The sequence below is a fragment of the Devosia sp. LC5 genome (genome assembly GCF_000735585.1).
In the GTDB taxonomy this organism is placed as follows: Bacteria; Pseudomonadota; Alphaproteobacteria; order Rhizobiales; family Devosiaceae; genus Devosia.
Map to the genome: position 1 here is coordinate 215322 of NZ_JNNO01000023.1, position 21057 is coordinate 236378.

Genomic DNA, 21057 nt, shown 5'->3' on the forward strand with positions numbered 1-21057 from the left:
CGTTGGCTGGGGTTTATGGTCCGGAGAACTTGCTGCGGATCTTTTCGACGATGCCCGACAGCCCCACGCCGTTGGACCCTTTGATCATAACTGCGTCGCCATAGGCAAGGTCGCCAAGCACGATGTCCGCGATATCCGCAGTGGTATTTGCGTGAGCGGTGACGCGCCCGGCGCCCAGCGCCTCGGCCAAGGCGGCCATGCCCGCACCCACCAGATAGATGCGCTCGGCGCCCGAGCCGATCACCGCATTCTTGAGGCTGGCATGGAGGGCCGGCCCCTGCTCACCCAATTCCAGCATATCGCCAAGGACCAGCACCTTGCGCCCGCCGGGGGCTGTTTGTTCGGTGAAGACGTCGAGCGCCGCGCCCATCGAGGCGGTATTGGCGTTGTAGCTTTCGTCGGTCAGCACCAGCGGCTTTTCGGACGGCCCGAACACCAGCCGCTGGCCGCGGCCGGGCTGGGCGCCGAAACCGGCCAGGGCGCGCAAGGCCACATCGGGTTCGACGCCGGCAATATAGCCGACGGCCATGGCGGCGACCGCATTGGCCAGCATGTGGCGGCCGGGCACGGCGAGAGCCAATGCGTGGCGGTCGTCGCCATGCAGCACGGTGGCAAAGCTGTGGTCGGCGGCCGATTGCACATCCACGATCTGCCAGTCGCAGCCCCGGCCGAAACCATAGGTGATGACATTGCCGACCCCCGCCGCCATGGCGGCGTCGAGCAACACCTGCAACTGGGGATGATCGGCATTGAGCACCGCCGTGCCGCCCGGCTCCAGCCCCTCGAAAATCTCGGCCTTGGCGGCGGCGATGCCCTCGAGCGAGCCGAAAGCCTCAAGGTGGGCAGCGGCGACATTGGTGATGACGGCAATATGCGGGCGCACCAATTGGCTGAGCGGACGAATTTCGTCTGGAGCATTCATGCCCATTTCGAACACGCCGAACTGGGTCGTCTCAGGCATGCGGGCCAGCATGAGCGGCACGCCCCAATGATTGTTGAAGCTCTTGATCGAGGCATGAGTCTGCCCAGCGGCCTCAAAGACCACGCGAATGGCTTCCTTGGTCGTGGTCTTGCCGACGCTGCCGGTGACGCCGACGATGACGGCGCGGCTGCGCTCGCGGCTGGCGATGGCGATATCGCGGAGCCCCTGCAGGGCATCGGGAACGACGATGCGGCCGGGGCCTTCGCTGCGGCCTTCGGAGACGAGGGCGGCGGCCGCGCCGTTCTTGAGCGCGGTGTCAACGAAATCATGGCCATCGAAACGGTCGCCCTTGATGGCGACGAACAGCGCGTCGGGGCCGAGTTCACGCGAATCGATGGAAATCGAGCCAATGGCGTCCCCGGTCACCGCTTCGGCGCGACCGCCCGTGGCGGCCAGCAGGGCTTGGACCGTAAACAGATGTGCCATCAGAGCCCCTTGATTGCCTCCGCCACCACTTCATGGTCGGAGAAATGATGCTTGGTCGTGCCGACGATCTGGTAATCCTCGTGGCCCTTGCCGGCAACCAGCAGCACGTCGCCGGGCTGCAGCGATTTGATGGCTGCGACAATGGCTTCCCTGCGGTCGCCGATTTCGCGTGCGCCCTTGGCCGCTGCAAGAATTTCCGCGCGGATGGTCACGGGGTCTTCGGTGCGCGGATTATCGTCGGTGACGATGACATCGTCGGCCATGCGCTGGGCGACTTCGCCCATCATGGGCCGCTTGCCCTTGTCCCGATCGCCACCGGCGCCGAACACCACGCGCAACTTTGCCTTGGCATATGGCCGAAGCGAGGCAAGTGCGGATTCCAGCGCCACCGGCTTGTGGGAATAATCGACAAACACGGCCGCGCCATTGTGCTCGGCCACCAGCTCGAGCCGACCCTTGGCGCCGACCAGTTCGGACAGCGCCGGGAAGGCATCGGATTTGTCGACGCCCGTCGACATGGCGAGCGCCGCCGCGATCAGGGCATTGGACACCTGGAATTCGCCGGTCAGCGGCAGGTGGAAACTGAGCTTTTCCCCGACATGGCGCACTTCGACGCGCTGGCCATAGCCTTCGGGCTCGATCGAGAGGATTTCGATATAGGCCCCCTCGCGGCCCACGGTCAGCAGCGTGGCGCTGGCGCTGAGGGCAGCGAACATGAAGGGCTCGTGCTCGGGATCATCGACATTGACCACGGCCGGGCCGCTATCGACCAAAAGGTCGGTGAACAGCCGCAGCTTGGCATTGCGGTATTCGTCCATGCCGGCGTGATAATCGAGATGGTCACGGCTGAGATTAGTGAAGGCCACCGCCTCGAAATGGATGCCATCGAGCCGGCGTTGATCCAGGCCATGACTGGAGGCTTCGAGCGCCACATGGTCGATGCCCTGCGCCTTGAGCGCGCGCATCGACTGATGCAGCGTCCGGGAATCGGGGGTGGTCAGGCTGCCCTCGATCAGGCGGTTGGCGGTTTCAACGCCGATCGTGCCGATGCTGGCGCCGGGAATGCCGGCATAGGTCCAGATCTGGCGCACGAAGGAGGCCACCGAGGTCTTGCCATTGGTGCCGGTGACCGCAACGGTGATTTCCGGCTGTGGCTCGAAAATGCGCGAGGCGGCGCGGGCATAGGCGGCGCGCACATCCTTGACCACGATCACCGGCACGCCGGGATCGCCGGCCGGGGCGATGTCGCTGATGATGGCGAGCGCGCCGCGCCGGACGGCCTCCTCGACATGCTCATTGCCATGGGAATGGGTGCCCGGCAGGGCAAAGAAAATATCGCCCGGCTCGATCCGGCGGCTATCCGAATTGAGGCCAAAGACTGCGCCCAGGCCTTTTTTCGGCCGGGCGCCGGAGCCTTCGAGCAGCTGCGTTACGCTAAGTGACACGGGGATAAATCCTTCTGGATTTCAGCGATAAGCGGAAGGGACGAAACTATCGTCAATGATCGGAGAAAAATCGGGCGCAATTCCGAGCATGGGCGCAACGCGCTGCACAATGCGGCCGGTAACGGTGCCGGCGTTCCAGCCAGCCGTGGTGCCCGATTGCGGGTTTTCGGCCTTCGGCTCATCCACCATGATAATCATGGCATAACGCGGATTTTCCATGGGAAAGGCGGAACCGAAGAAGTTGGTGACCTTGTTGGACGAATAGCGCCCATCGACCACCTTTTCGGCCGTGCCGGTCTTGCCGCCGACGCGATAGCCCAGGGCTTCCTTGTTCATCTGCGAGCCCGAACCGCCCGCCCCAATGGCATTGAGGCGCATGAGGGCGCGGATATTGGCGCTGGTCTCGGGCTGGATCACCCGGCGATACAGCGCCTCGGCCTCGGCCTCGGTGCGCTTGTAAAGCGTGGGCGCGATGTAATTGCCGCCATTGACGAAGGCGGCATAGGCCGTGACCATGTGCAGCGGGGACACCGACAGGCCGTGGCCGAACGAGGCCGTCGCCGCGCCCACTTCGGACAAGGTCTTGGGGACGGTGGGCAGGCGCATCTCGGGCAACTCGAACGGCACGCGCTGATCGAAGCCCATGGTGGAGAGGAATGCGCGGAAATTGTCCTTGCCCATGGCCTGCATGACCCGGATCGTGCCGATATTGGACGAGAATTTATAGACTTCCGGCAAAGCCAGAATGCGGTGCTTGCCGTGGAAATCGTCAATGGTGAAGCGGCCGAAGCGCACGCCGAAACGGGCATCGAACTGGTCGGTGAACCTGACCGAGCCGCTATCGAGCGCACCGGCCATGGTGACGGTCTTGAAGATCGAACCCGGCTCGAAAATCCCCGCCGTGATGCGGTTGAAACTGTCCTTGACCAGGGCGGTCTTGGGATCGTTCGGGTTGAAATCGGGCAGCGAGGCCAGCGCAATGACTTCCCCCGTATGGACATCGATCATCACACCGGCCGCGGCGATGGCCTTGTAGCGGCTCATGGCATCGACCAATTGCTCGTGCATTACATGCTGCACGCGCATATCGACCGACAGCTCCACAGGCGCCAGCGCATTGCCACGCGCCAGCCCAAGCTCCTGCAGCAGGGCGACATTGTCGTCGTCCATATGCTTTTCGATGCCGGCAATGCCCTGATTGTCGATATTGGTCGAGCCCAGAATGTGGCTGGCCTCGCTCATACCCGGATAGAAGCGCTTGGATTCGGTGAGGAATTCCACGCCGGGAATACCCAGGCGCATGATGCGTTCCTGGATGGCAGGGGAGAGCTCACGCTGCACCCAGACAAAACCTTTGTCGCCGGTGAGGCGATTGCGCAGCCAGGTCTCGTTCAGATCGGGCAGGACGGTGCGGATCTTGGCGACGGCCTCTTCCACATCGATAATGCGGCGGGGCTCGGCATAGAGCGAGGGCACGCGAATATCGACGGCCATTTCGAGACCATTGCGATCAAGGATCGGCGGGCGCGTCGCGGTGATGACGTCGCGTGCTTGGCCCTCAATGGTGGAATCGGGCACGACCATGCCCAATTGGATGAGCCGCCCGCCCACCGCGCCAAAGCCCAGCACCAGCGCCAGCACCATCCAGCGGATGCGGGCCTGGGTGAGATTGCCGCGGATCTTGCGGCCGCCATCCAGCGCGATTGTGGGCGAGAGATCTTCTGCGGTCACGGCCATTACTCGATCCCCTCGAGTTCAAGGATGGCATCGATGGGGTCGATTCCCGCCTCGAGCGATTGGAACAGGGCATCCATCTCGGAATTATTGGGCTTGACCGGTCGCATGGGAATATCCTGGAAGGCGCCGAATTGCTTCTGCTGCACCGGCCCGATCGCCAGCGCCACCTGATGCCGCTTGACGATGGGGTCGATATGGCCGGGCTGATTCAGCACCGCCCAATCGGCCTTGAGCAGGGATAGATCGCCTTCCTGGCTTTCGATTTGCGCCGCCAGCGCAGTGCGTTCGCTGGCTGTGTGCTCGATGGAGAATTTGAGCGTATAGACGCCGGCCAGCATGATCACGCTGGTAAAGATCAGGATGATATTGAGACTGCGGATCATGCCGTGCCCCTCACGACCGGCACGCCGAGCCCGGTGAACTTGACCGCGCGGGCGGGCGCATCCGAACGGGTCCCGGCGCGCAGGATGGACGAACGTGCCCGGGGGTTGCGGCTCAGTTCGGCCTCGCCGGGCTTGCGCGCCTTGGCCACGTCGATCCAGCGCAGAGCTTCGCCCTGGGTCTGCGGCAGGTGGCGCGACTGGGCAGGGCCACCCTTTTCGGGGTCGAAGAAGCGTTTGACGATGCGGTCTTCCAGCGAATGGAAGGTGATGACGACCAGCTTGCCGCCTTCGGTCAGCAGGCGCTCGGCAGCGAACAGCCCCTCGACCAATTGGTCGAACTCGCCATTGACCGCGATGCGCAAGGCCTGGAACGAGCGGGTCGCCGGATGGGCATCGCCCGGCTTGCGGCCGATGGATTTTTCGATGATGCGGGCCAGCTCAAGCGTCGTCTGGATCGGCGCGGTTTCGCGCGCGGCAACGATGAACTGGGCAATGCGGCGCGATTTGCGCTCTTCGCCAAAGGCATAGAGCAGATTGGCCAGCGCTTCGACTTCCAAACCATTGACCAGATCGGCAGCGCTTTCGCCCTCCCCGCTCATCCGCATGTCGAGCGGCCCATCGCGCATGAAGGAGAAGCCGCGTTCGGCTTCATCCAATTGCATGGAGGAGACGCCGATATCGAGCACGACGCCATCGATGGGGCCATGCTCGGCGGCGAGGGTGTCGAGTTCGGAGAACGTGCCGGGCACGAAAATCAGCTGCCCGGTGAATTCGGCCATGAGGGCATCGGCAAAGGGGCGCACGCTCGGATCGCGATCGATGGCCACAACATGGGCGCCCGCCTGCAACAGGGCGCGCGAATACCCACCAGCACCAAACGTGCCGTCAACGATACGCTTGCCTTCCAGCGGCGCCAAAGAGGCCAGCACCTCGTCCAGGAGGACGGGGATATGCGGGCCAGCATTTTGGCTGGTTTCGGGCACAGAACGCTTGCCCATAAAGGCCACTACTCCACTGCCGGCCGGAACCGGTTCGTAAACTTCCCGCCACTTTGACCAAGGACGTTTAAGATTCTGTTTCCCATTTCGCGGTGGCGGGAAATTTTGGATGTGGTGAGAATGGAAAGGTAAACGCCAGTTGACCTGTAAGCCGGGTTCTGTAGGGCCGCGTTTCCGCGACGTGGTGACCATTCATCTGCGACGCCTGTTACCAGGCGCCTGTTGCAACCAACCCGGATGATCTGGCCTCAAAACAGGCTGGGGCCGAAGCCCCGCGTCATCCCTATTTGGTCTTGCTCCCGGTGGGGTTTACCGTGCGGCTTCCATTGCTGGTCACCCGGTGCGCTCTTACCGCACCCTTTCACCCTTACTCCGGCATGCCGGAGCGGTTTGCTTTCTGTGGCACTTTCCCTAGGGTCGCCCCCGCCGGGCGTTACCCGGCACCGTGTTTCGAAGGAGCCCGGACTTTCCTCCAGCGGACAGTTACCCATCCGCCAGCGGTCACCCGGTCAACTGGCTGGCGCGTTTGTGGTGCAGAGATGCGGTGGCGTCAAGCCAGCAACGGCGCGGGCCGTGGTTTGGTGATGGCCTGATAGGCCAGATTGATCGCGGTCATCCGCGCCGTGGCCACATCGATCAGTTCTTCGGGAACGCCCTTGGCGATCAACCGGTCAGGGTGATGCTCGGAGACCAGGAGGCGATAGACGCGGCGCACTTCCTCGGGCGGTGCATTGGGCGCCAGGCCCAGCACCACATAGGGATCGACCCCATCGGCCAGCACCACATGCTGGCTGGCCATCTGCTCGAACCGCACGTCGTCAAAGCCAAAAATGTCGCTCACTGACTTGAGATAATCGAGCTCGGCCTCATGCACCATGCCATCGGCCGTGGCGATGAAGAACAGGCTGTCGAGCACATGTTCCAGCGTTTCGGGGCTGGTGGCAAAGAAGCGCGCAATCTTGCGGGCATAGCTTTCGTAGCCGGCGACATCCTGCTTGGCCAGATTGAACAGCCGCTCCACCTGCGGCTCCTGGCCCTGGGTGATTTCGACCGTGGCGTTGAAAGCGCGCACTTCGGACGCCGTCACAATACCGTCAGCCACCGCCATCTTGGCGGCCAGAGCGATCAGCGCGAGCGTAAACGCCGCGTCCCGTCCGCCGGGCAGCCAGGTGTCCGGATCAAGCATATTGGCGATGGAGCCGGCCATGCCGGTTCGTTGGCTGAACGACCCCAGGAACTGGGACAGCTTTTGCCAAACATCCCGGTTTTCTTCGGCTTTGCGCACGCAGCACAGCATGGTGACGTCTTTCACGAAGCGACCACGCAAGGGGGAATCCGAGCGTGATATGCTGGACCAGCATATCCTTCGCAACGCGTCCGGTCCATTGCCGGGCGCGCATGGCAGCTTACATCAATTGGTGAATGGCAGAAAAATCGGCGGATCGATCGGGCCGACATAGCGGTCATAAACCTCGGGGGGCGCCGCTTCATCGAGATAGAACCCACCAGGACGGTAATCCTGCGGGGCCTCGGCCTGCTGCTGGCGGCTGGCGAGGAATTCGGACAGCGGGCCGCTTTCCCAATCCTGCAGATCATCGGCGGTGACCGCAACCGGCGGGGCCGGGCGGACAACCACCTGCTGGGACGGCGCCACCGGCGCATAGGCTGCGACCGGCTTGGGCCGCATGGAAAGCGGCATGGGCACCGGCGCGATCTTGTCAGGTGGCAGCGAGGCGACCTGCACCGGATCGGTCGCAACGGGCGCCGGAGCAGCCGGTGTCGTGATCGGCGGGCGGGCAGGTTCTGCTGCAGCGGTGGCGGGCACAGGCTTTACCGGCGCTGTCACAGCGGGCGCTGCCGGAGCGGTTTCTTCGGTGCCACCAGTGATATAGCTGGGCAATTTCTTGCCCGATTGCAGATAGGCATTGAGCGGGTCGGCCGGATTGGCGGCTGCCGTTGGCGCGGGGGTAGCGAGCTTGACCGGGGGCGCCTCGGCCACTTTGACTGGCTCGTCGGGGCGCTGCGAGGCGGGCGCCGGCACCGGCGCAACCGGCTCGATGACGGCGACCTGCGCGGCCTGGCCATTGCCCAGGAATTGCGCGGACAGCAAGTCGGCGGCCGGAATACCGACGACGAGCAAGGCGCCGGCCCAGGCCAGGCCATTGGTAATGCGGCGATCGATCTGCATGGTCTTTCACGTCCCGATTTGCTTCGCCCTCCGCAGAGGGAAAGAGCCGGAATTGATGGCGGTTTTATGGAACCGCCCTGCTCCGTCTCAATGCTGCCCATAAGCTGAATGGGACCTGAATGACGCTTTTCCAGGCCACCGCCCCATGGGCGGCGACCTGATGGCACCAGAACATGGTGAATGCAAGGTTAATCCGGGCGCCGTCCGAGAATGCGGGCCAGCGCCAAAGCCAGGTTCGAGCGATTCATCGTATAGATGTGGAACTCGGTGACACCCTCATCCAAGAGCTCGATCACCTGCTCGGCCGCGACTGCCGAAGCGACCAAAGCGTGGGTTTCCGGATCTTCGTCGAGCCCGGCGAAGCGCTCGGCCAGCCAGGCCGGAATCGAGGCGCCGCAACGGGATGCGAAGTTGGAAATCTGCTTGAAACTGTGGATTGGCTGGATGCCGGGCACGATTGGCGCGGTGATGCCAGCGGCGCGGGCGCGATCGACATAGCGCAGGTAATCGGCATTGGAGAAAAACATCTGCGTGATGGCGCGATTGGCCCCAGCATCGAGCTTGCGCTTCAAATTATCGATATCGGCCTGCCAATCGGCACTTTGTGGGTGCTTTTCGGGGTAAGCGGCGACGGAAATATCGAAATCGCCGATCTTGCGAATGCCCGCAACGAGGTCAGCGGCATTCTGATAGCCCTGCGGATGCGGCGTAAAGGGTTGCCCGACACCCTCCGGCGGATCACCGCGCAGCGCAACGATGCGGTTGATGCCCGCTTCCTGATAACCGCGCACGACGGTATCGACTTCGTCACGGGTAGAACCGACACAGGTGAGGTGGGCCGCGGCGTCGACGCCGGTATCGGTTTTCACCGAGGAGACCATGCGCAAGGTGCGCTCGCGGGTGGAGCCGCCTGCGCCATAGGTTACCGAGACGAAGCGCGGCTGCAGCGGGGCGAGCTTGTGGATGGAGTCCCAGAAGCGCTCTTCCATCGCATCGGTCTTGGGCGGGAAGAACTCGAAAGAAAGCTGCAGGTCGGGGCGCTGCCCGGCGATCTTCCGGCTGGCGCGCGCATTGTCATCGATCATCTTGGTATCCATTCACGTCTTGTCGCTGAGGCGCCAGAGGCAGACCGTCAGGCCATTGTCACCATTCTCGCCGGGAAATTCCCGCACCGCCTCGACTGAAAGACCGGCGGCAGCGGCCCACAGGCTCATTTGCGCCTGCGACAGGCCGAGCCGCCGATGGGCATGTTCGGTGCGCAGGAATTCCAGATTATGCGGGGCAAAATCCACGATCAGCATTTCGCCGCCAGTCTTGAGCAGGCGTCGCGCCTGCGCCAGCATGCGGCCCGGATCGTCGAAATAATGCAGCACCTGATGGATCACGATCACATCGGCCGAACCGGTCGCGGTATCGAGATCGGCAATATCGCCCAGCCGGACCTGCGCATGGCCGAGACCGGCAGCGGCAAGGCGCGAGCGGGCCACGGCCAGCATTTCGCGGCTGGAATCGATGCCGATGCCGCGCTTGTAGAACGGCGCCAGCACTTCGAGCATGCGGCCGGTGCCAGTGCCCAGATCGACCAGGAGGCCAACTGAGCGGCCGCCCAGCGCCTCGACAATACCGGCCTCCACCGCCTCTTCGGGCACATGCAGGGTCTTGAGCAGGTCCCAGCTGCCGGCGACCTTGGCGAAATATTCGGCCGCCTGCGCCTGCTGGGCGGCGCGCACCGCCACCTGCCGCTCGATGTCGCGGCGGCGTTCGGGATCGCTGGCATCGAGCCGGTCGATGGCCCATTGCGCCAGCGCCGCGCCATCGCCGGACTGTGCCAGGCCATAATAGGCCCAGGCGCCCTCGGCATTGCGCTCGATCAGCCCGGCATCAGCCAGCAGCTTGAGATGGCGCGACACACGGGGCTGGCTTTGGCGGAGAATTTCCGTCAAATCCTTGACCGAATGATCGCCATCGGCCAGCAATGCCAGAAGACGCAACCGGGTCCCCTCACCCGCCGCCTTCAGCACCCCCACCAATGTCGCCAGCTCGGCCATCACGCCTCACGAGATATAAAGATGTCTTTATATCTGTTTAAGGGCGGAGGTCTAGAGGCATATGGAGGAATGCGGCACAACTTGATTATGTAGATCAATCAATCTACATATAATGGCGAAATAATCTACATGGGTGAATGCCATGGCTTTGAACGTCAACAACAAGCAAGCGGATGAACTGACCCGCAAATTTGCGCAGCTTGAAGGCGTGGGGCTAAGCGAGGCAATTGTCATTGCCATGCGCGAGGCCATAGCCCGTCGGAGGGCAAGCGAAACACCTCGCCAAACCGTGGAACGGGTGTTGAGCAAGCACGGCATTTCGAACAACGCCAAGATAGGCCAGCCGCTGCCCAGATCCGCCTACGATGAAATGTGGGGCGACGAGGACAAGCAATGACCCTGTTCGTCGACGCCTCCGCGCTCGTTGCACTGCTCTCGGCAGAACCGGAGGCAGAGCGCGTCAGCAACGCCATTGCCGCAGCCGAGGGACCATTCACGTCGGCATTGGCCATCCTGGAAACCGCACTCGCCCTGTCCCGTCCTGACAAATGGAACCTGCCAATCCAGCAGGTGCAAACGGTCGTGCTGGAGGTGCTGGAGGAACGCGACATCGTCCTCAAGGACCTGCCTGAGCCTCTCACCGCCGTACAGCTCTCGATTGGCGCGGCGGGCCGATTTCGTCGGGGTCGTCATGGTTTGAACTTGGCGGATTGCCTGCACTATGCCTGCGCCAAGCATTATGGAGTTCCGGTGCTGGCAACGGATGACGAGTTTCGCCAGACCGATCTGGAGGTCGTGCCTTAGGGGTGATTGCCCCTAAGCCACGTTCACCCGCTCGTCGCTGGCGGCGCGTTTGCGGAAGGAGTGGGCGCGCCAGAGTTCGAAAATGCCGGCGGCTTCTTCGCGGTCGAGGGCTTCGAAGCGGGACTTGACCATGGTCTTGTCGGCCTGGGATGGCAGGTCGCGCCATGGCAGGGTGGCGACGATGGCTTCAAACAGTTCAGGCGTCAGGCCGGCGGCGCGCAGGGCGACGGTGATGGCGACATAGTCCTGGCTGGCGAGCCATTTGACAAAGACTTCGGGGCTGACGCGCAGCACGACAGTGAGCGCGGCGGCGGCATGGTGGCCATAGCCGAAACGGGCGAAACGGGCTAGAGCACGGTCATCGAGCTGCTTGCGATCGCTGAGTGCCTTGACCTGATTGTAAGCCACTTTCCACTCATTGGCGGAAAAACCGGCACGGTTGCGCATGCGATTGTAGACCACGGCATTGACCTTGCCGGCAGCGACCGGATCGAGCGAATTGTCTTCGTCCAGGGTCTCGAGAACCTTGCTGGCAACGCTGTCGATCTCGCCGCGCAACGAGCCCCAATCGAGCTCGGGCCGGCCGCGCAGGTCGGCCGCGATCTCCGCATCGGCATTGGCCCGGGCGACGAGCTTTTCCAGCGTCGCCTTGTCGAATTCGGCATTGGTATTGCGCACGAGGCGGGTGATCGAGGATTTGGCGCCGTGCTCCACGATCGCCTCGCCCACTCGCTCGGGCACATTGGAGCGGCCAGCAATCGCAACGCGATGCTCCTCGCTCTGCTTGCCAATAATGTCGATCAGATCGTCATCGGACAGCACATTGGAGAATTCGAGCAGCGGCTTGGCTACCTCGATATCGTCATTGGCCAGCTTGACCACAACCGTGCCGGGCGCGCGTTCGAGCGGCGCAAGGAGCTTAGCGACGTGGATGCGGGCTTCGACCTCGACCAGCTCGGCCAGCTGGCACAGTACCTCGTCATATTGGGCGACCTGTTCGTCGTCGCAGCGATCCGACACATAGCTGAACAGCTGCGCCATATTGCGGAAGAGCTGCTCGCGCTCGGCGTGGTCATTCTCGCCGTTGAGCACTCGAAAACTCGAAAACGCCCGCTGGCCCTGGTCAAGTTCGGTCATAACGTTCCCCGGCTCCTGCCGCATAATTCAACAACGGCAAAGTGGACCTGCAGGTTCTTGCACGGGCTGAAAGCAACAGCGCGGATTTGATTCAAATTTTAGGCGATCACTTGCCCGTTACCGGCGGCGGTGATTGAATCACGCGGTTTGAAGGAGGATTTTCATGCGTATCATTGCACTGACGACGATCTTCGCCGCGCTCAGCATTGCCCCGGTTCTGGCGGATGACGTGCCGGCCAATCTGAACGGGCATTGGGCCATCGATGGCGCCTGCGACAATGCCGACGATTCCGTCCACATCGAAGGCAACATGCTGGCTCTGGGTACGGGCGAGCCGCTTGCTGTCGTGTTCTACCCCGATGATAGCCCGTCGGGTAACGGCGCCATCCACTGGGAAGAAGAAGGCTCGGTCGATAATTTTGAATATGTGCCCGACAGCGACGAGCTGATCTACAATCCTGAGGGCTACGGCATGGGCGACGCCAAGCCCTCGCTCTACAAGCGCTGCAAGAGCTGATGTGAAAAGGCCGGCCCCACAGGACCGGCCTTGCTTTTTTTCGGACCTATTCGGCCGCGGCGCTTTCCTGGTCGGAAATGGCGTCCTTGGCCTGACCGGCCAAAGCCGCGCGGGCGGCGCGGATGCCCTGGGCATAGGCCGGATCGATCAGGTGGAAATGGGCCAGCTGGCGCTCGATAATTTCGTCGGGCACGCCATCCATGGCGGCGGCGAGATTGTCGAACAGGCGGCCCTTCTGGGCATCATCGAACAGATTGAACAGCGCGCGGGGCTGGCTGTAATCGTCATTGCCGTCGCGATGATTATACCGGTCGGCATCGCCGGTGATGCGCAGCGGCGGCTCCTTGACCGACTTGTCTTCCACCGGACCGCCAAACGAATTGGGCTCGTAATAGGCGTCGGGATGGCCGGTCTTGATGCCGCCATAGACATTCATCTGCCCATCGCGGTGATAGTGATGCACCGGCGACTTGGGCTGGTTGACCGGAATGCTCTCGTAATGCGTGCCCAGGCGATAGCGGTGGGCGTCGGCATAGGAGAAGACGCGAGCCTGCAGCATCTTGTCGGGCGAATAGCCGATGCCGGGCACTTTGTTGGAGGGCGAAAAGGCCGCCTGCTCGATCTCGGCGAAGTAATTGTCGGCGTTGCGGTTCAGCTCGACAATGCCGACCTCGATGACCGGGTAATCGGCATGCGGCCAGACCTTGGTCAGATCGAAGGGATTATACGGGGTTTTGTCCGCATCGGCCTCGGGCATGATCTGCACTTCCATGCGCCAGCGCGGGAATTCGCCACGCTCGATGCCGCCGAACAGCTCTTCCTGGTAGGTCTCGCGGCTCGCTCCGATGATCTTCTCGGCTTCGGCATTGGTGTAATGCTTGTGGCCCTGCAGGGTCTTGAAGTGGAACTTGACCCAGAAGCGCTCGCCTTGCGCATTCCAGAACGAATAGGTGTGGCTGCCATAGCCGTTCATATACATCGGCGCGACCGGCAGGCCGCGATCGGAAAACAGCGTGGTGACCTGATGCAGTGATTCCGGGCTCTGGCTCCAGAAATCCCACATCGCGGTCTTGGAGCGCAGATTGGTCTTGGGATGGCGTTTCTGGGTGTGGATGAAATCGGGGAATTTCAGCGGATCGCGCACGAAGAACACGGGGGTATTATTGCCCACCAGGTCCCAATTGCCTTCCTCGGTATAGAACTTGAAGGAGAAGCCGCGCACGTCGCGCTCGGCATCGGCCGCGCCCATTTCACCGGCCACGGTGGAGAAACGGATCAGCAGGTCCGTCTTCTTGCCGACTTCGCCGAACACCTTGGCGATGGTGTATTTGGAAATGTCATTGGTGATGGTCAGCGTGCCGAACGCACCCCAGCCCTTGGCATGCACGACGCGCTCGGGAATGCGCTCGCGATTCTGGTGCGCGAGCTTTTCGAGCAGTTGATAGTCCTGCAGCAGGACGGGGCCGCGGGCGCCGGCAGTTTCGACATTCTGGTTGTCGGGCACGGGCGCGCCGGCACTGGTGGTGAGGCGGGGTTTGTCGATCATTGCTGCAATCTCCCTGGAATAATTCCAAACTGAGGTGGTTTTGCCCCTTTGGCGTCGATTAGGCAAATTGATTGATCCTTTTGTTATGATAAGCTGCGCCTATCATGAGCTTCACCCTCAAACAGCTGCGCTATGCCATTGCCGTGGCCGAAACCAACCATTTCGGACGCGCGGCGACAGTCTGCAATATCAGCCAGCCGGCGCTGAGCCAGCAGATCCAGGCCATCGAGGACTTTTGCGGCACTCCGCTGTTTGATCGTCTCAACCGCGCGGTGCGCCCAACCCCGTTTGGACGGGAGTTTATCGAGCGCGCACGACGCGTTATTGACGGCGCCGACGCACTGGCCGCCTTTGCCATCGGGCAGGCGGGCAATCCTGAGCGGCCTATTCGCTTCGGGCTGATTCCGACGGTGGCGCCCTATCTCTTGCCCGAGATTTTTCCGGCGCTGACCAAGAACCTGCCGGGCCTCGACTTTGCGGTGAGCGAAAACCGCACCGAGGCGTTGATTGCGGGATTGGTGGATGGGAGTCTCGATATCGCGCTGATCGGCACGGATGCGCCCGAGCATGGCCCCAAGCTCACCAGCGCGGCGCTGTTCGACGATCCCTTCGTGCTGGCGACCAGCCGCGACGAGGAAACCGCCGCGCCGGTGGCGCTATCGACGCTGGCGCCCGAACGTATCCTGTTGCTCGACGAGGGCCATTGCTTCCGCGACCAGACCATTGCCGCCTGCCGGCTGGACAGCGACCTATCGGCCCGCACCTTCGCCGCGACCTCGCTATCGACCATCGTGGAATTCGTGGCCAATGGTCAGGGGGTCACGCTGCTGCCCCAGATTGCGCTGCGCAAGGAAGCGACCGACCCACGCATCGCCATCCACCAATTGGTATCACCCGGCGCTGGAAGGCGGCTGTCGCTGGTGTGGCGCGAGGCGACCCCCTTTGCTGACATGTTCGCGCAGATCGCGGGCATCATTCGCGAGACGCGGGCAGGCAAGGCGGCGCGGGCGGCTTAGCTGCGTGCCCGGCGGCGGAAGCTGTCATAGCTGAACACGGCCAGCGATACCCAGATCAATGCAAAGCTGGCGAGGCGGATGCCGTTGAGATGTTCGTGGAATACGACAATGGCGACCAGGAATTGCAGCGAGGGCGCCAGATATTGGAACATGCCAATGGTGGTGAGACGCAGGCGGCGGATGGCATAGGCAAAGAGCAGCAGCGGCACTGCGGTGGCCGGGCCGCTGAAGACCAGCAGCAACATGGTCTGCGGATCGGCATGCACGCCAATGCCATTGCTGGCGAGGTCGTAGACGACATAAGCCAGCGCGAACGGGGCGATTAGCAGCGTTTCGGCAAACAGGCCCGCGGCCGGGCCAAGCGCTGCGGTTTTGCGGAAGAAGCCGTAAAAGCCGAACGAAAGCGCCAGGCCCAGCGCGATGAACGGCACCCCGCCCAGGCCGGCGGCCTGAATGGCAATGGCAATGACGGCGATGAGTATGGCGATGGACTGCATCCGGTTTTGCCGCTCGCCCAGCATGACCATGCCGATGGCAACATTGACCAAGGGGTTGATGAAATAGCCGAAGCTGACTTCGAGCACCTGCCCGGTTTCCACCGCCCAGACAAAGAGCAGCCAATTGCCGGCCAGCAAGGCCGCCGACAGCAGCAGCACCCCGCTCTTGCGCCAATCTGTGAGCAGGGTCAGCACTTCGCCCAGCTTGCCCATGACGCCCAGAATGATCGCCAATAGCAGCAGCGACCACAGGGTGCGTTCGGCCACGATCATCACCGAGCCGACATTGCTGAGCAGCCCGAACAGAATCGGCAGAAAGCCCCACAGCACATAGGCGCCCAGGGCCGCGAACACGCCATTGCGGGTTTCGGTGGCGGCGATCGGAATAGCTGCGCCGGGCGCGGTTTGAGGCGAGGTCATTGAGTACTCCACGCCTCGCGGGAGAGGCGTCCGGCCCTTGGTAGCAGGGGATGGCGGCGCGGACCAATGACAGTTTTTGATCGGCGTGCCGGGGCAAAGCTGATGGACCAGGCAAACCTTTTGCGCGCCGGGGCGTTCTGCTCAAGGGGCGGCTGAGGCGTCGCCCCTTGCTGACCATCCACACAAGGAGCAGACCATGAAGAAGACCATAACCTGGATTCTGATCGCCGATGGCACGCAGGCCCGCGTGCTGGAGAACACCGGACCAGGCAAGGGACTGCGCCAGGTGGATGGGCTGGATTTTGCCATCGATCCGCTGATGGCGCAGGAAATCGTCACCGACAAGCCCGGCCGCAGCCACTCATCGGTCGGCCACGGCCGCAGCGCCATACAGCCCAAGACCGACCCGGCAGAGCATCGCGAAACTGTCTTCGTCAAATCGCTGGCCCACATGCTCGAGCGCAAGCGCCAAGAGGGCGAATTCGATCGCCTGGTGATCGCCGCCGCCCCGATCGCGCTGGGCGAAATCCGCCGGGCCATTTCACCGGCAGTGAAAAAGACCATTCTGGCAGAACTGGACAAGGACCTGACCAATCTGCCCACACCGCAGCTGGACCGGCATCTGGATGGGATTATTGCCGTTTAGGATCAGCAGGTTGGGCGTAATACCGGAATCAGGCTGATAGGCAGATGATTCGCGGCGCGAGCTCGGTGAATCGGAACATGAGGTGGCCGGGCAGTGTTCCTGCCAGCTTGATTCAGGGGGTGAGGAGATCGCGGTAGATCAGTTCTCCTCCAGTAGACCTCATCCTGAGCTTGTCGAAGGACGAGGGCGTGGCAACCAAAGCCTCCACCCGCTCGACCTCGTGGTTCGACAGGCTCACCATGAGGTCTTTTGGGCAGCCTATTCCTCGTCCCCCTCGTCCGCCTCGTCCGCCTCCTCATCACCCTCGCCGCCAATCGCATCGAGAAATTCCAGCAGCATCGAGTTCACCAGGTCCGGGCGCTCGATGCTGGGGATGTGGGCGACGCCTTCCAGCACGGCAGCAAAGGCGTTGGGCATTTCTTCCGACAGGTAATCGTGCCGCTCGATCAGGGCGGTGAAATCCTCGTCGCCCACCAATAGCAGTGTGGGCGCGCCCACTTCGGCGACGCGGCGCCAGGCGCTGGGGCGCTCTTCTTCCATGGTCAGTGGCGGCTTGCTGAGGGCCAGCGCATTCATGTCGAGAAAGAGGTCGCGCGCCGGCCCGCTGACGCGTCCGCTCTGAGCGCGCGGGCCATCGAGCCATTCATGCGCCTGTACGCGATTGAGCATGTCCCAATCGCCGCGTTCATAGGCATCCTCCTCGGCCGCTTCGATCATCCGCTCGACATCGGTAGCGGTCCAGGGCGAACCGGTGACCGAAGTACCGATCAGGACGAGCCCGATGACGCGGCCGGGATGGCGCAGGGCAAAATCCATGGCCAGCCCGCCGCCCATGGAGCAGCCGACAAAGACGGCGGCATGAATACCAAGGCGATCGAGCACGGCTTCCAGATCATCGAGATGGTTGAAGGCCTCGTCTTCCGAGACGGTCTCGCCATAGCCGCGCCGGTCATAGGCGATGGCATGCCAGCCCTCCTCGGCCACGGCTGCCATCTGGCTGAGCCACATGCGCTTGTCGCACACGCCCGCATGCAGAAAGACGACGGCAAGCCCCTCCCCCATCTCAATGCCGGCAAGGCTGGCCCGACCGATGTCGAGCGCGAATGACTCTGCTGACACGGCTATTCTCCATATTATTTGGCGGGCCCGCCCGGGAAATGACGGCGCCCTTGGGGCGGCATCTGGTGTGGACGCCGCCCGCGATCGTTACCGCGTTAGCGGCTTGTAAGTCGCGCGCTTGGGGTTCACCGCGTCGGCGCCGAGGCGGCGGACCTTGTCGGCTTCGTAGTCGGCAAAATTGCCTTCGAACCATTCCACGTGGCTATTGCCTTCAAAGGCCAGCATGTGGGTCGCCAGGCGATCGAGGAACATGCGATCGTGGCTGATGATCACGGCGCAGCCGGCGAATTCCTCCAGCGCTTCTTCCAAGGCGGCGAGGGTTTCGGTGTCCAGATCATTGGTGGGCTCGTCAAGGAGCAGCACATTGGCGCCGCTCTTGAGCATCTTGGCCAGGTGCACGCGATTGCGCTGCCCGCCCGACAGATTGCCCACCTTCTGCTGCTGGTCGCCGCCCTTGAAGTTGAAGGACGAGGTATAGGCGCGCGAATTGACCTCGCGCTTGCCCAGCATCAGCACTTCGTCGCCTTCCGAGATTTCCTCCCAGACGGTCTTGTTGGGGTTGAGGCTATCGCGGCTCTGGTCGACATAGCCAAGATGCACGCTCTCGGCCACGGTGACTGTGCCCGCATCGGGTGTTTCCTGCCCGGTCAGCATGCGGAACAGGGTGGTCTTGCCAGCGCCATTGGGGCCGATAATGCCCACAATGCCGCCTGGGGGCAGCTTGAAGCTGAGATTGTCGATCAGCACGCGATCGCCATAGGACTTGGACAGGCCCTCGATGTCGATGACGTTCTGGCCCAGGCGTTCGCCGGGCGGAATGACGATCTGTGCCGTGCCCGACTGGGTGCGGGCCTCGTTGATCTTGACCAGTTCGTCATAGGCCTTGAGGCGGGCCTTGGACTTGGACTGTCTTGCTTGTGGAGATTGCCCCATCCATTCGCGCTCGCGTTCCAGCACCTTGGCGCGGGCGGCGTCTTCGGATTTTTCCTGGGCGAAGCGCTTGGCCTTGGCGGCGAGATAGGCCGAGTAATTGCCCTCATAGGGCACACCGCGGCCGCGATCGAGCTCCAGAATCCAGCCGGTGACATTGTCGAGGAAGTAGCGATCGTGAGTGATGATCAGCACCGCGCCCTCGAACTCGCGCAGATGGCGCTCGAGCCAGGCCGTGGTTTCGGCATCCAGATGGTTGGTCGGCTCGTCCAGCAGCAGCAGGTCGGGCTTGGAGAGCAGCAGCGCGCAGAGCGCGACGCGGCGGCGTTCACCACCCGACAGCTTGGTCACGTCGGCATCGCCCGGAGGGCAACCCAAGGCTTCCATGGCGACTTCGACCTGCGATTCGAGATCCCACAGGTTTTCGGCGTCGATCTGGTCCTGCAGCTTGCTGGCCTCGTCGGCGGTCTCGTCGGAATAGTCCATCATCAGCTCGTTGTAGCGATCGATGACGGCCTTCTTTTCCTTGACCCCGGTCATGACATTGCCGAGCACGTTGAGCGCCGGATCAAGCTCGGGCTCCTGGCTGAGATAACCGACCCTGGCGCCCTGGGCGACCCAGGCTTCGCCGGTGAATTCGGTATCGATGCCGGCCATGATCTTGAGCAGCGTCGATTTACCCGAGCCATTGGGGCCCAAAACGCCAATCTTGGCATCGGGGTAGAAGGAGAGATGGATATTGTCCAAGACCTTTTTGCCCCCGGCATAGGCTTTGGACATTCCGTGCATGTGATAGATGAACTGGCGAGCCATAGGCTTGCGGACCTCTTCGCGGCTGATCGTGAATTTGGCCGTCTATGTAGGGCAAGCCGGGCGGCGGAGCAACGGGGCTGGCGGCGGGCAATGCACAGCGCGGGCTGGCGCCTGCCATTCCACGCAGCCGGACCACTGATCCACGCGGCGGGCGTCGATGACATTACGCCCTGGGGCAGACGTGCCAAGGCCCGGCGATGCCGGGCCTTGGACAGTGCGCAATAGGCGGATTTAGTAGACGTAAACCGTCAACTGCGAGCCGGAGCGCTTGACCGCAAAGACGCGGTCAGGCCCGAAGCTGGCGCGGCCGAGCGAGGTGCTGATCAACGCGTCGTTCGCGACGGCATTGTGCAGCACCGGGCCGAGACCCGAACCGCTCAGCTGGCCTTGCAGCCAGGTCCGGATTTCCGGGCATACCCCAACGCGCTGGATCTGCACGTTCGATGCACGGGCCCAGGAGGCATCCACCCGGGTCGAGCGCACCAGGCGCACCAACTGGTTGGGCGACTGGCCGGCACAGGCCGCATTGGCAAAGCCGCCGGCTCCACCGCCGCCGCCCGGAATGACGCCGGGGCCACCAGGGCCTCCCGGTCCGCCAGGGCTACCCGGACCGCCAGGCCCTCCGGGTCCGCCGGGGCCGCCAGGACCTCCTGGGCCACCGGGACCGCCAGGCGACCCCGGGGAGCCGATGCCAATATCAACATCGAGCAGACTGCCCCCACCAACCGAGGCGGAAACCCCCACGGTATCCAGCAGATTTACATCTGCGTCGAGCAAGCTATCACCGCCGCCCACACCAACCGTGGCGCCTGCAATCGAGCCGCCGCTGCCAACCGCGACATCTGCGTCGAGCAGGCTACCGCCCCCGGTGCCGACCGTGGCGGTCGCAAGCGGGTCTGACCCGCCCACATTCACGTCAAGCAGGCTATCGCTGCCGCCGATACCAATATTGATCAAACCGGAATCGGAGGCAGACCCCGAACCAAGATTAATCAAACTGCTATCGCCGTCATCACCCAGAATATCGCCAAGCAAGTTCTGGGAAAATGCGGGCATTGCGGTACTCGCAAGAAAAGCTCCGGCGAGAAGTATAGAAACAACCCTCTTCATCGTACGTCCTCTCATGACACAGCCCCCTTGGCCGTGCATAGAAGACGCAGAGGCGACCATTTGGTTTCAGCGTCTCGCCAACACCTTGGAATCATGCAGAACGGCGCGTAAATCACGCTGTGCAATTTTCATAAACTCTTCAAAGAACTTGAAGAAAAGGGCGCGAAACCGGAGTTTCGCGCCCCACCGGAGACACCACAAAGGAGCGTCAGCCTCTGCAGCAGTCCACCGAACGTTGGCGCGTCGAAACGGCGACACACCAATGTGGGCCCGCCATAGGCAGGCTCGGTAAATT

At 62.7% G+C, this 21057-nt stretch carries 20 protein-coding genes and 1 other RNA gene; 5 read left to right on the forward strand and 16 right to left on the reverse strand.

Annotated elements, in window-relative coordinates; translation table 11 throughout:
• Positions 1-13 precede the first annotated feature (13 nt).
• From murF to FF80_RS13165, 10 genes are all read right to left on the reverse strand, one after another.
• Positions 14-1408, reverse strand: a complete 1395-nt coding sequence (gene murF / locus FF80_RS13125) for a UDP-N-acetylmuramoyl-tripeptide--D-alanyl-D-alanine ligase (protein ID WP_035101124.1) — start codon at positions 1406-1408, stop codon at positions 14-16.
• Positions 1408-2853: a UDP-N-acetylmuramoyl-L-alanyl-D-glutamate--2,6-diaminopimelate ligase gene (locus tag FF80_RS13130; RefSeq protein ID WP_035101125.1), complete on the reverse strand. Its 1446-nt coding sequence runs from the start codon at positions 2851-2853 to the stop codon at positions 1408-1410. The genes murF and FF80_RS13130 overlap by 1 nt, the downstream gene beginning before the upstream one ends.
• Before the next feature lie 21 nt (positions 2854-2874).
• Positions 2875-4590 (reverse strand): penicillin-binding protein 2, encoded by a 1716-nt coding sequence (locus FF80_RS13135; RefSeq protein WP_035101127.1) that lies wholly within the window; start codon positions 4588-4590, stop codon positions 2875-2877.
• Positions 4590-4973, reverse strand: a complete 384-nt coding sequence (locus FF80_RS13140; protein ID WP_035101130.1) for a hypothetical protein — start codon at positions 4971-4973, stop codon at positions 4590-4592. Before FF80_RS13140 ends, FF80_RS13135 begins: the two co-directional genes overlap by 1 nt.
• Positions 4970-5971: a 16S rRNA (cytosine(1402)-N(4))-methyltransferase RsmH gene (gene rsmH / locus FF80_RS13145; RefSeq protein ID WP_052153535.1), complete on the reverse strand. Its 1002-nt coding sequence runs from the start codon at positions 5969-5971 to the stop codon at positions 4970-4972. Before rsmH ends, FF80_RS13140 begins: the two co-directional genes overlap by 4 nt.
• A 131-nt stretch (positions 5972-6102) precedes the next feature.
• An RNA gene (gene rnpB / locus FF80_RS21035) (RNase P RNA component class A) lies at positions 6103-6488 on the reverse strand.
• A gap of 33 nt (positions 6489-6521) precedes the next feature.
• Positions 6522-7298, reverse strand: a complete 777-nt coding sequence (locus tag FF80_RS13150) for a DnaJ family molecular chaperone (protein WP_244445768.1) — start codon at positions 7296-7298, stop codon at positions 6522-6524.
• 84 nt (positions 7299-7382) lie between these two features.
• Complete coding sequence (locus FF80_RS13155; protein WP_035101132.1) at positions 7383-8159, reverse strand: hypothetical protein; 777 nt, start codon at positions 8157-8159, stop codon at positions 7383-7385.
• A gap of 188 nt (positions 8160-8347) precedes the next feature.
• On the reverse strand, positions 8348-9256 hold the full coding sequence (gene metF, locus FF80_RS13160) for a methylenetetrahydrofolate reductase [NAD(P)H] (protein WP_244445769.1): 909 nt from the start codon (positions 9254-9256) through the stop codon (positions 8348-8350).
• On the reverse strand, positions 9257-10207 hold the full coding sequence (locus tag FF80_RS13165) for a metalloregulator ArsR/SmtB family transcription factor (RefSeq protein ID WP_052153539.1): 951 nt from the start codon (positions 10205-10207) through the stop codon (positions 9257-9259).
• Positions 10208-10349: 142 nt separating this feature from the next.
• Here FF80_RS13165 and FF80_RS13170 point away from each other — a divergent pair, with 142 nt between their 5' ends.
• Both FF80_RS13170 and FF80_RS13175 read left to right on the forward strand, forming a co-directional pair.
• Entirely contained in the window at positions 10350-10604 is a 255-nt protein-coding gene (locus FF80_RS13170) for a type II toxin-antitoxin system VapB family antitoxin (RefSeq protein WP_035101134.1), read from the forward strand.
• A complete protein-coding gene (locus FF80_RS13175) occupies positions 10601-11011 on the forward strand; it encodes a type II toxin-antitoxin system VapC family toxin (RefSeq protein ID WP_348270330.1) in 411 nt (136 codons plus the stop codon). Before FF80_RS13170 ends, FF80_RS13175 begins: the two co-directional genes overlap by 4 nt.
• 12 nt (positions 11012-11023) lie before the next feature.
• Here the strand turns inward: FF80_RS13175 and FF80_RS21030 are convergent, their stop codons facing one another.
• The gene (locus tag FF80_RS21030) at positions 11024-12148 is read right to left on the reverse strand and encodes a DUF2336 domain-containing protein (protein ID WP_052153541.1); all 1125 of its coding nucleotides are present in this window, start codon (positions 12146-12148) and stop codon (positions 11024-11026) included.
• A gap of 163 nt (positions 12149-12311) precedes the next feature.
• Between FF80_RS21030 and FF80_RS13185 the strand changes: the two genes are divergently transcribed.
• A complete protein-coding gene (locus tag FF80_RS13185) occupies positions 12312-12665 on the forward strand; it encodes a hypothetical protein (protein WP_035101136.1) in 354 nt (117 codons plus the stop codon).
• Between the two features lie 46 nt (positions 12666-12711).
• On the opposite strand, the gene FF80_RS13190 is transcribed toward FF80_RS13185, so the two are convergent.
• Positions 12712-14211 carry a catalase gene (locus tag FF80_RS13190; RefSeq protein WP_035101138.1) on the reverse strand — a complete coding sequence of 500 codons (1500 nt, stop codon included), beginning with the start codon at positions 14209-14211 and terminating at the stop codon, positions 12712-12714.
• A 104-nt stretch (positions 14212-14315) separates the two neighbouring features.
• Here FF80_RS13190 and FF80_RS13195 point away from each other — a divergent pair, with 104 nt between their 5' ends.
• Positions 14316-15227, forward strand: coding sequence for a hydrogen peroxide-inducible genes activator (locus FF80_RS13195; RefSeq protein WP_052153543.1), 912 nt, complete (start codon positions 14316-14318; stop codon positions 15225-15227).
• Here FF80_RS13195 and rarD read toward each other — a convergent pair.
• Positions 15224-16144 carry an EamA family transporter RarD gene (gene rarD, locus FF80_RS13200; RefSeq protein ID WP_052153544.1) on the reverse strand — a complete coding sequence of 307 codons (921 nt, stop codon included), beginning with the start codon at positions 16142-16144 and terminating at the stop codon, positions 15224-15226. The two genes, FF80_RS13195 and rarD, sit on opposite strands and share 4 nt — an antisense overlap.
• Before the next feature lie 196 nt (positions 16145-16340).
• On the opposite strand from rarD, the gene FF80_RS13205 reads away from it, so the two are divergent.
• Complete coding sequence (locus FF80_RS13205; RefSeq protein WP_035101144.1) at positions 16341-16790, forward strand: host attachment protein; 450 nt, start codon at positions 16341-16343, stop codon at positions 16788-16790.
• Between the two features lie 258 nt (positions 16791-17048).
• On the opposite strand, the gene FF80_RS13210 is transcribed toward FF80_RS13205, so the two are convergent.
• The 3 genes from FF80_RS13210 to FF80_RS22220 form a co-directional block, all read right to left on the reverse strand.
• The gene (locus FF80_RS13210) at positions 17049-17909 is read right to left on the reverse strand and encodes an alpha/beta hydrolase (RefSeq protein ID WP_052153546.1); all 861 of its coding nucleotides are present in this window, start codon (positions 17907-17909) and stop codon (positions 17049-17051) included.
• An 87-nt stretch (positions 17910-17996) separates the two neighbouring features.
• Positions 17997-19652 carry an energy-dependent translational throttle protein EttA gene (gene ettA / locus FF80_RS13215; RefSeq protein WP_035101147.1) on the reverse strand — a complete coding sequence of 552 codons (1656 nt, stop codon included), beginning with the start codon at positions 19650-19652 and terminating at the stop codon, positions 17997-17999.
• A 231-nt stretch (positions 19653-19883) separates the two neighbouring features.
• A complete protein-coding gene (locus tag FF80_RS22220; protein WP_244445777.1) occupies positions 19884-20708 on the reverse strand; it encodes a hypothetical protein in 825 nt (274 codons plus the stop codon).
• Positions 20709-21057 lie beyond the last annotated feature (349 nt).

Coding starts and splice junctions, on each gene's coding strand:
- murF (WP_035101124.1), bottom strand. CDS start 1,408: ATGGCACATCTGTTTACGGTCCAAGCCCTGCTGGCCGCCACGGGCGGT.
- FF80_RS13135 (WP_035101127.1), bottom strand. CDS start 4,590: ATGGCCGTGACCGCAGAAGATCTCTCGCCCACAATCGCGCTGGATGGC.
- FF80_RS13140 (WP_035101130.1), bottom strand. CDS start 4,973: ATGATCCGCAGTCTCAATATCATCCTGATCTTTACCAGCGTGATCATG.
- rsmH (WP_052153535.1), bottom strand. CDS start 5,971: ATGGGCAAGCGTTCTGTGCCCGAAACCAGCCAAAATGCTGGCCCGCAT.
- FF80_RS13155 (WP_035101132.1), bottom strand. CDS start 8,159: ATGCAGATCGATCGCCGCATTACCAATGGCCTGGCCTGGGCCGGCGCC.
- metF (WP_244445769.1), bottom strand. CDS start 9,256: ATGGATACCAAGATGATCGATGACAATGCGCGCGCCAGCCGGAAGATC.
- FF80_RS13165 (WP_052153539.1), bottom strand. CDS start 10,207: ATGGCCGAGCTGGCGACATTGGTGGGGGTGCTGAAGGCGGCGGGTGAG.
- FF80_RS13170 (WP_035101134.1), top strand. CDS start 10,350: ATGGCTTTGAACGTCAACAACAAGCAAGCGGATGAACTGACCCGCAAA.
- FF80_RS13175 (WP_348270330.1), top strand. CDS start 10,601: ATGACCCTGTTCGTCGACGCCTCCGCGCTCGTTGCACTGCTCTCGGCA.
- FF80_RS21030 (WP_052153541.1), bottom strand. CDS start 12,148: ATGACCGAACTTGACCAGGGCCAGCGGGCGTTTTCGAGTTTTCGAGTG.
- FF80_RS13185 (WP_035101136.1), top strand. CDS start 12,312: ATGCGTATCATTGCACTGACGACGATCTTCGCCGCGCTCAGCATTGCC.
- FF80_RS13190 (WP_035101138.1), bottom strand. CDS start 14,211: ATGATCGACAAACCCCGCCTCACCACCAGTGCCGGCGCGCCCGTGCCC.
- FF80_RS13195 (WP_052153543.1), top strand. CDS start 14,316: ATGAGCTTCACCCTCAAACAGCTGCGCTATGCCATTGCCGTGGCCGAA.
- rarD (WP_052153544.1), bottom strand. CDS start 16,144: ATGACCTCGCCTCAAACCGCGCCCGGCGCAGCTATTCCGATCGCCGCC.
- FF80_RS13205 (WP_035101144.1), top strand. CDS start 16,341: ATGAAGAAGACCATAACCTGGATTCTGATCGCCGATGGCACGCAGGCC.
- ettA (WP_035101147.1), bottom strand. CDS start 19,652: ATGGCTCGCCAGTTCATCTATCACATGCACGGAATGTCCAAAGCCTAT.
- FF80_RS22220 (WP_244445777.1), bottom strand. CDS start 20,708: ATGCCCGCATTTTCCCAGAACTTGCTTGGCGATATTCTGGGTGATGAC.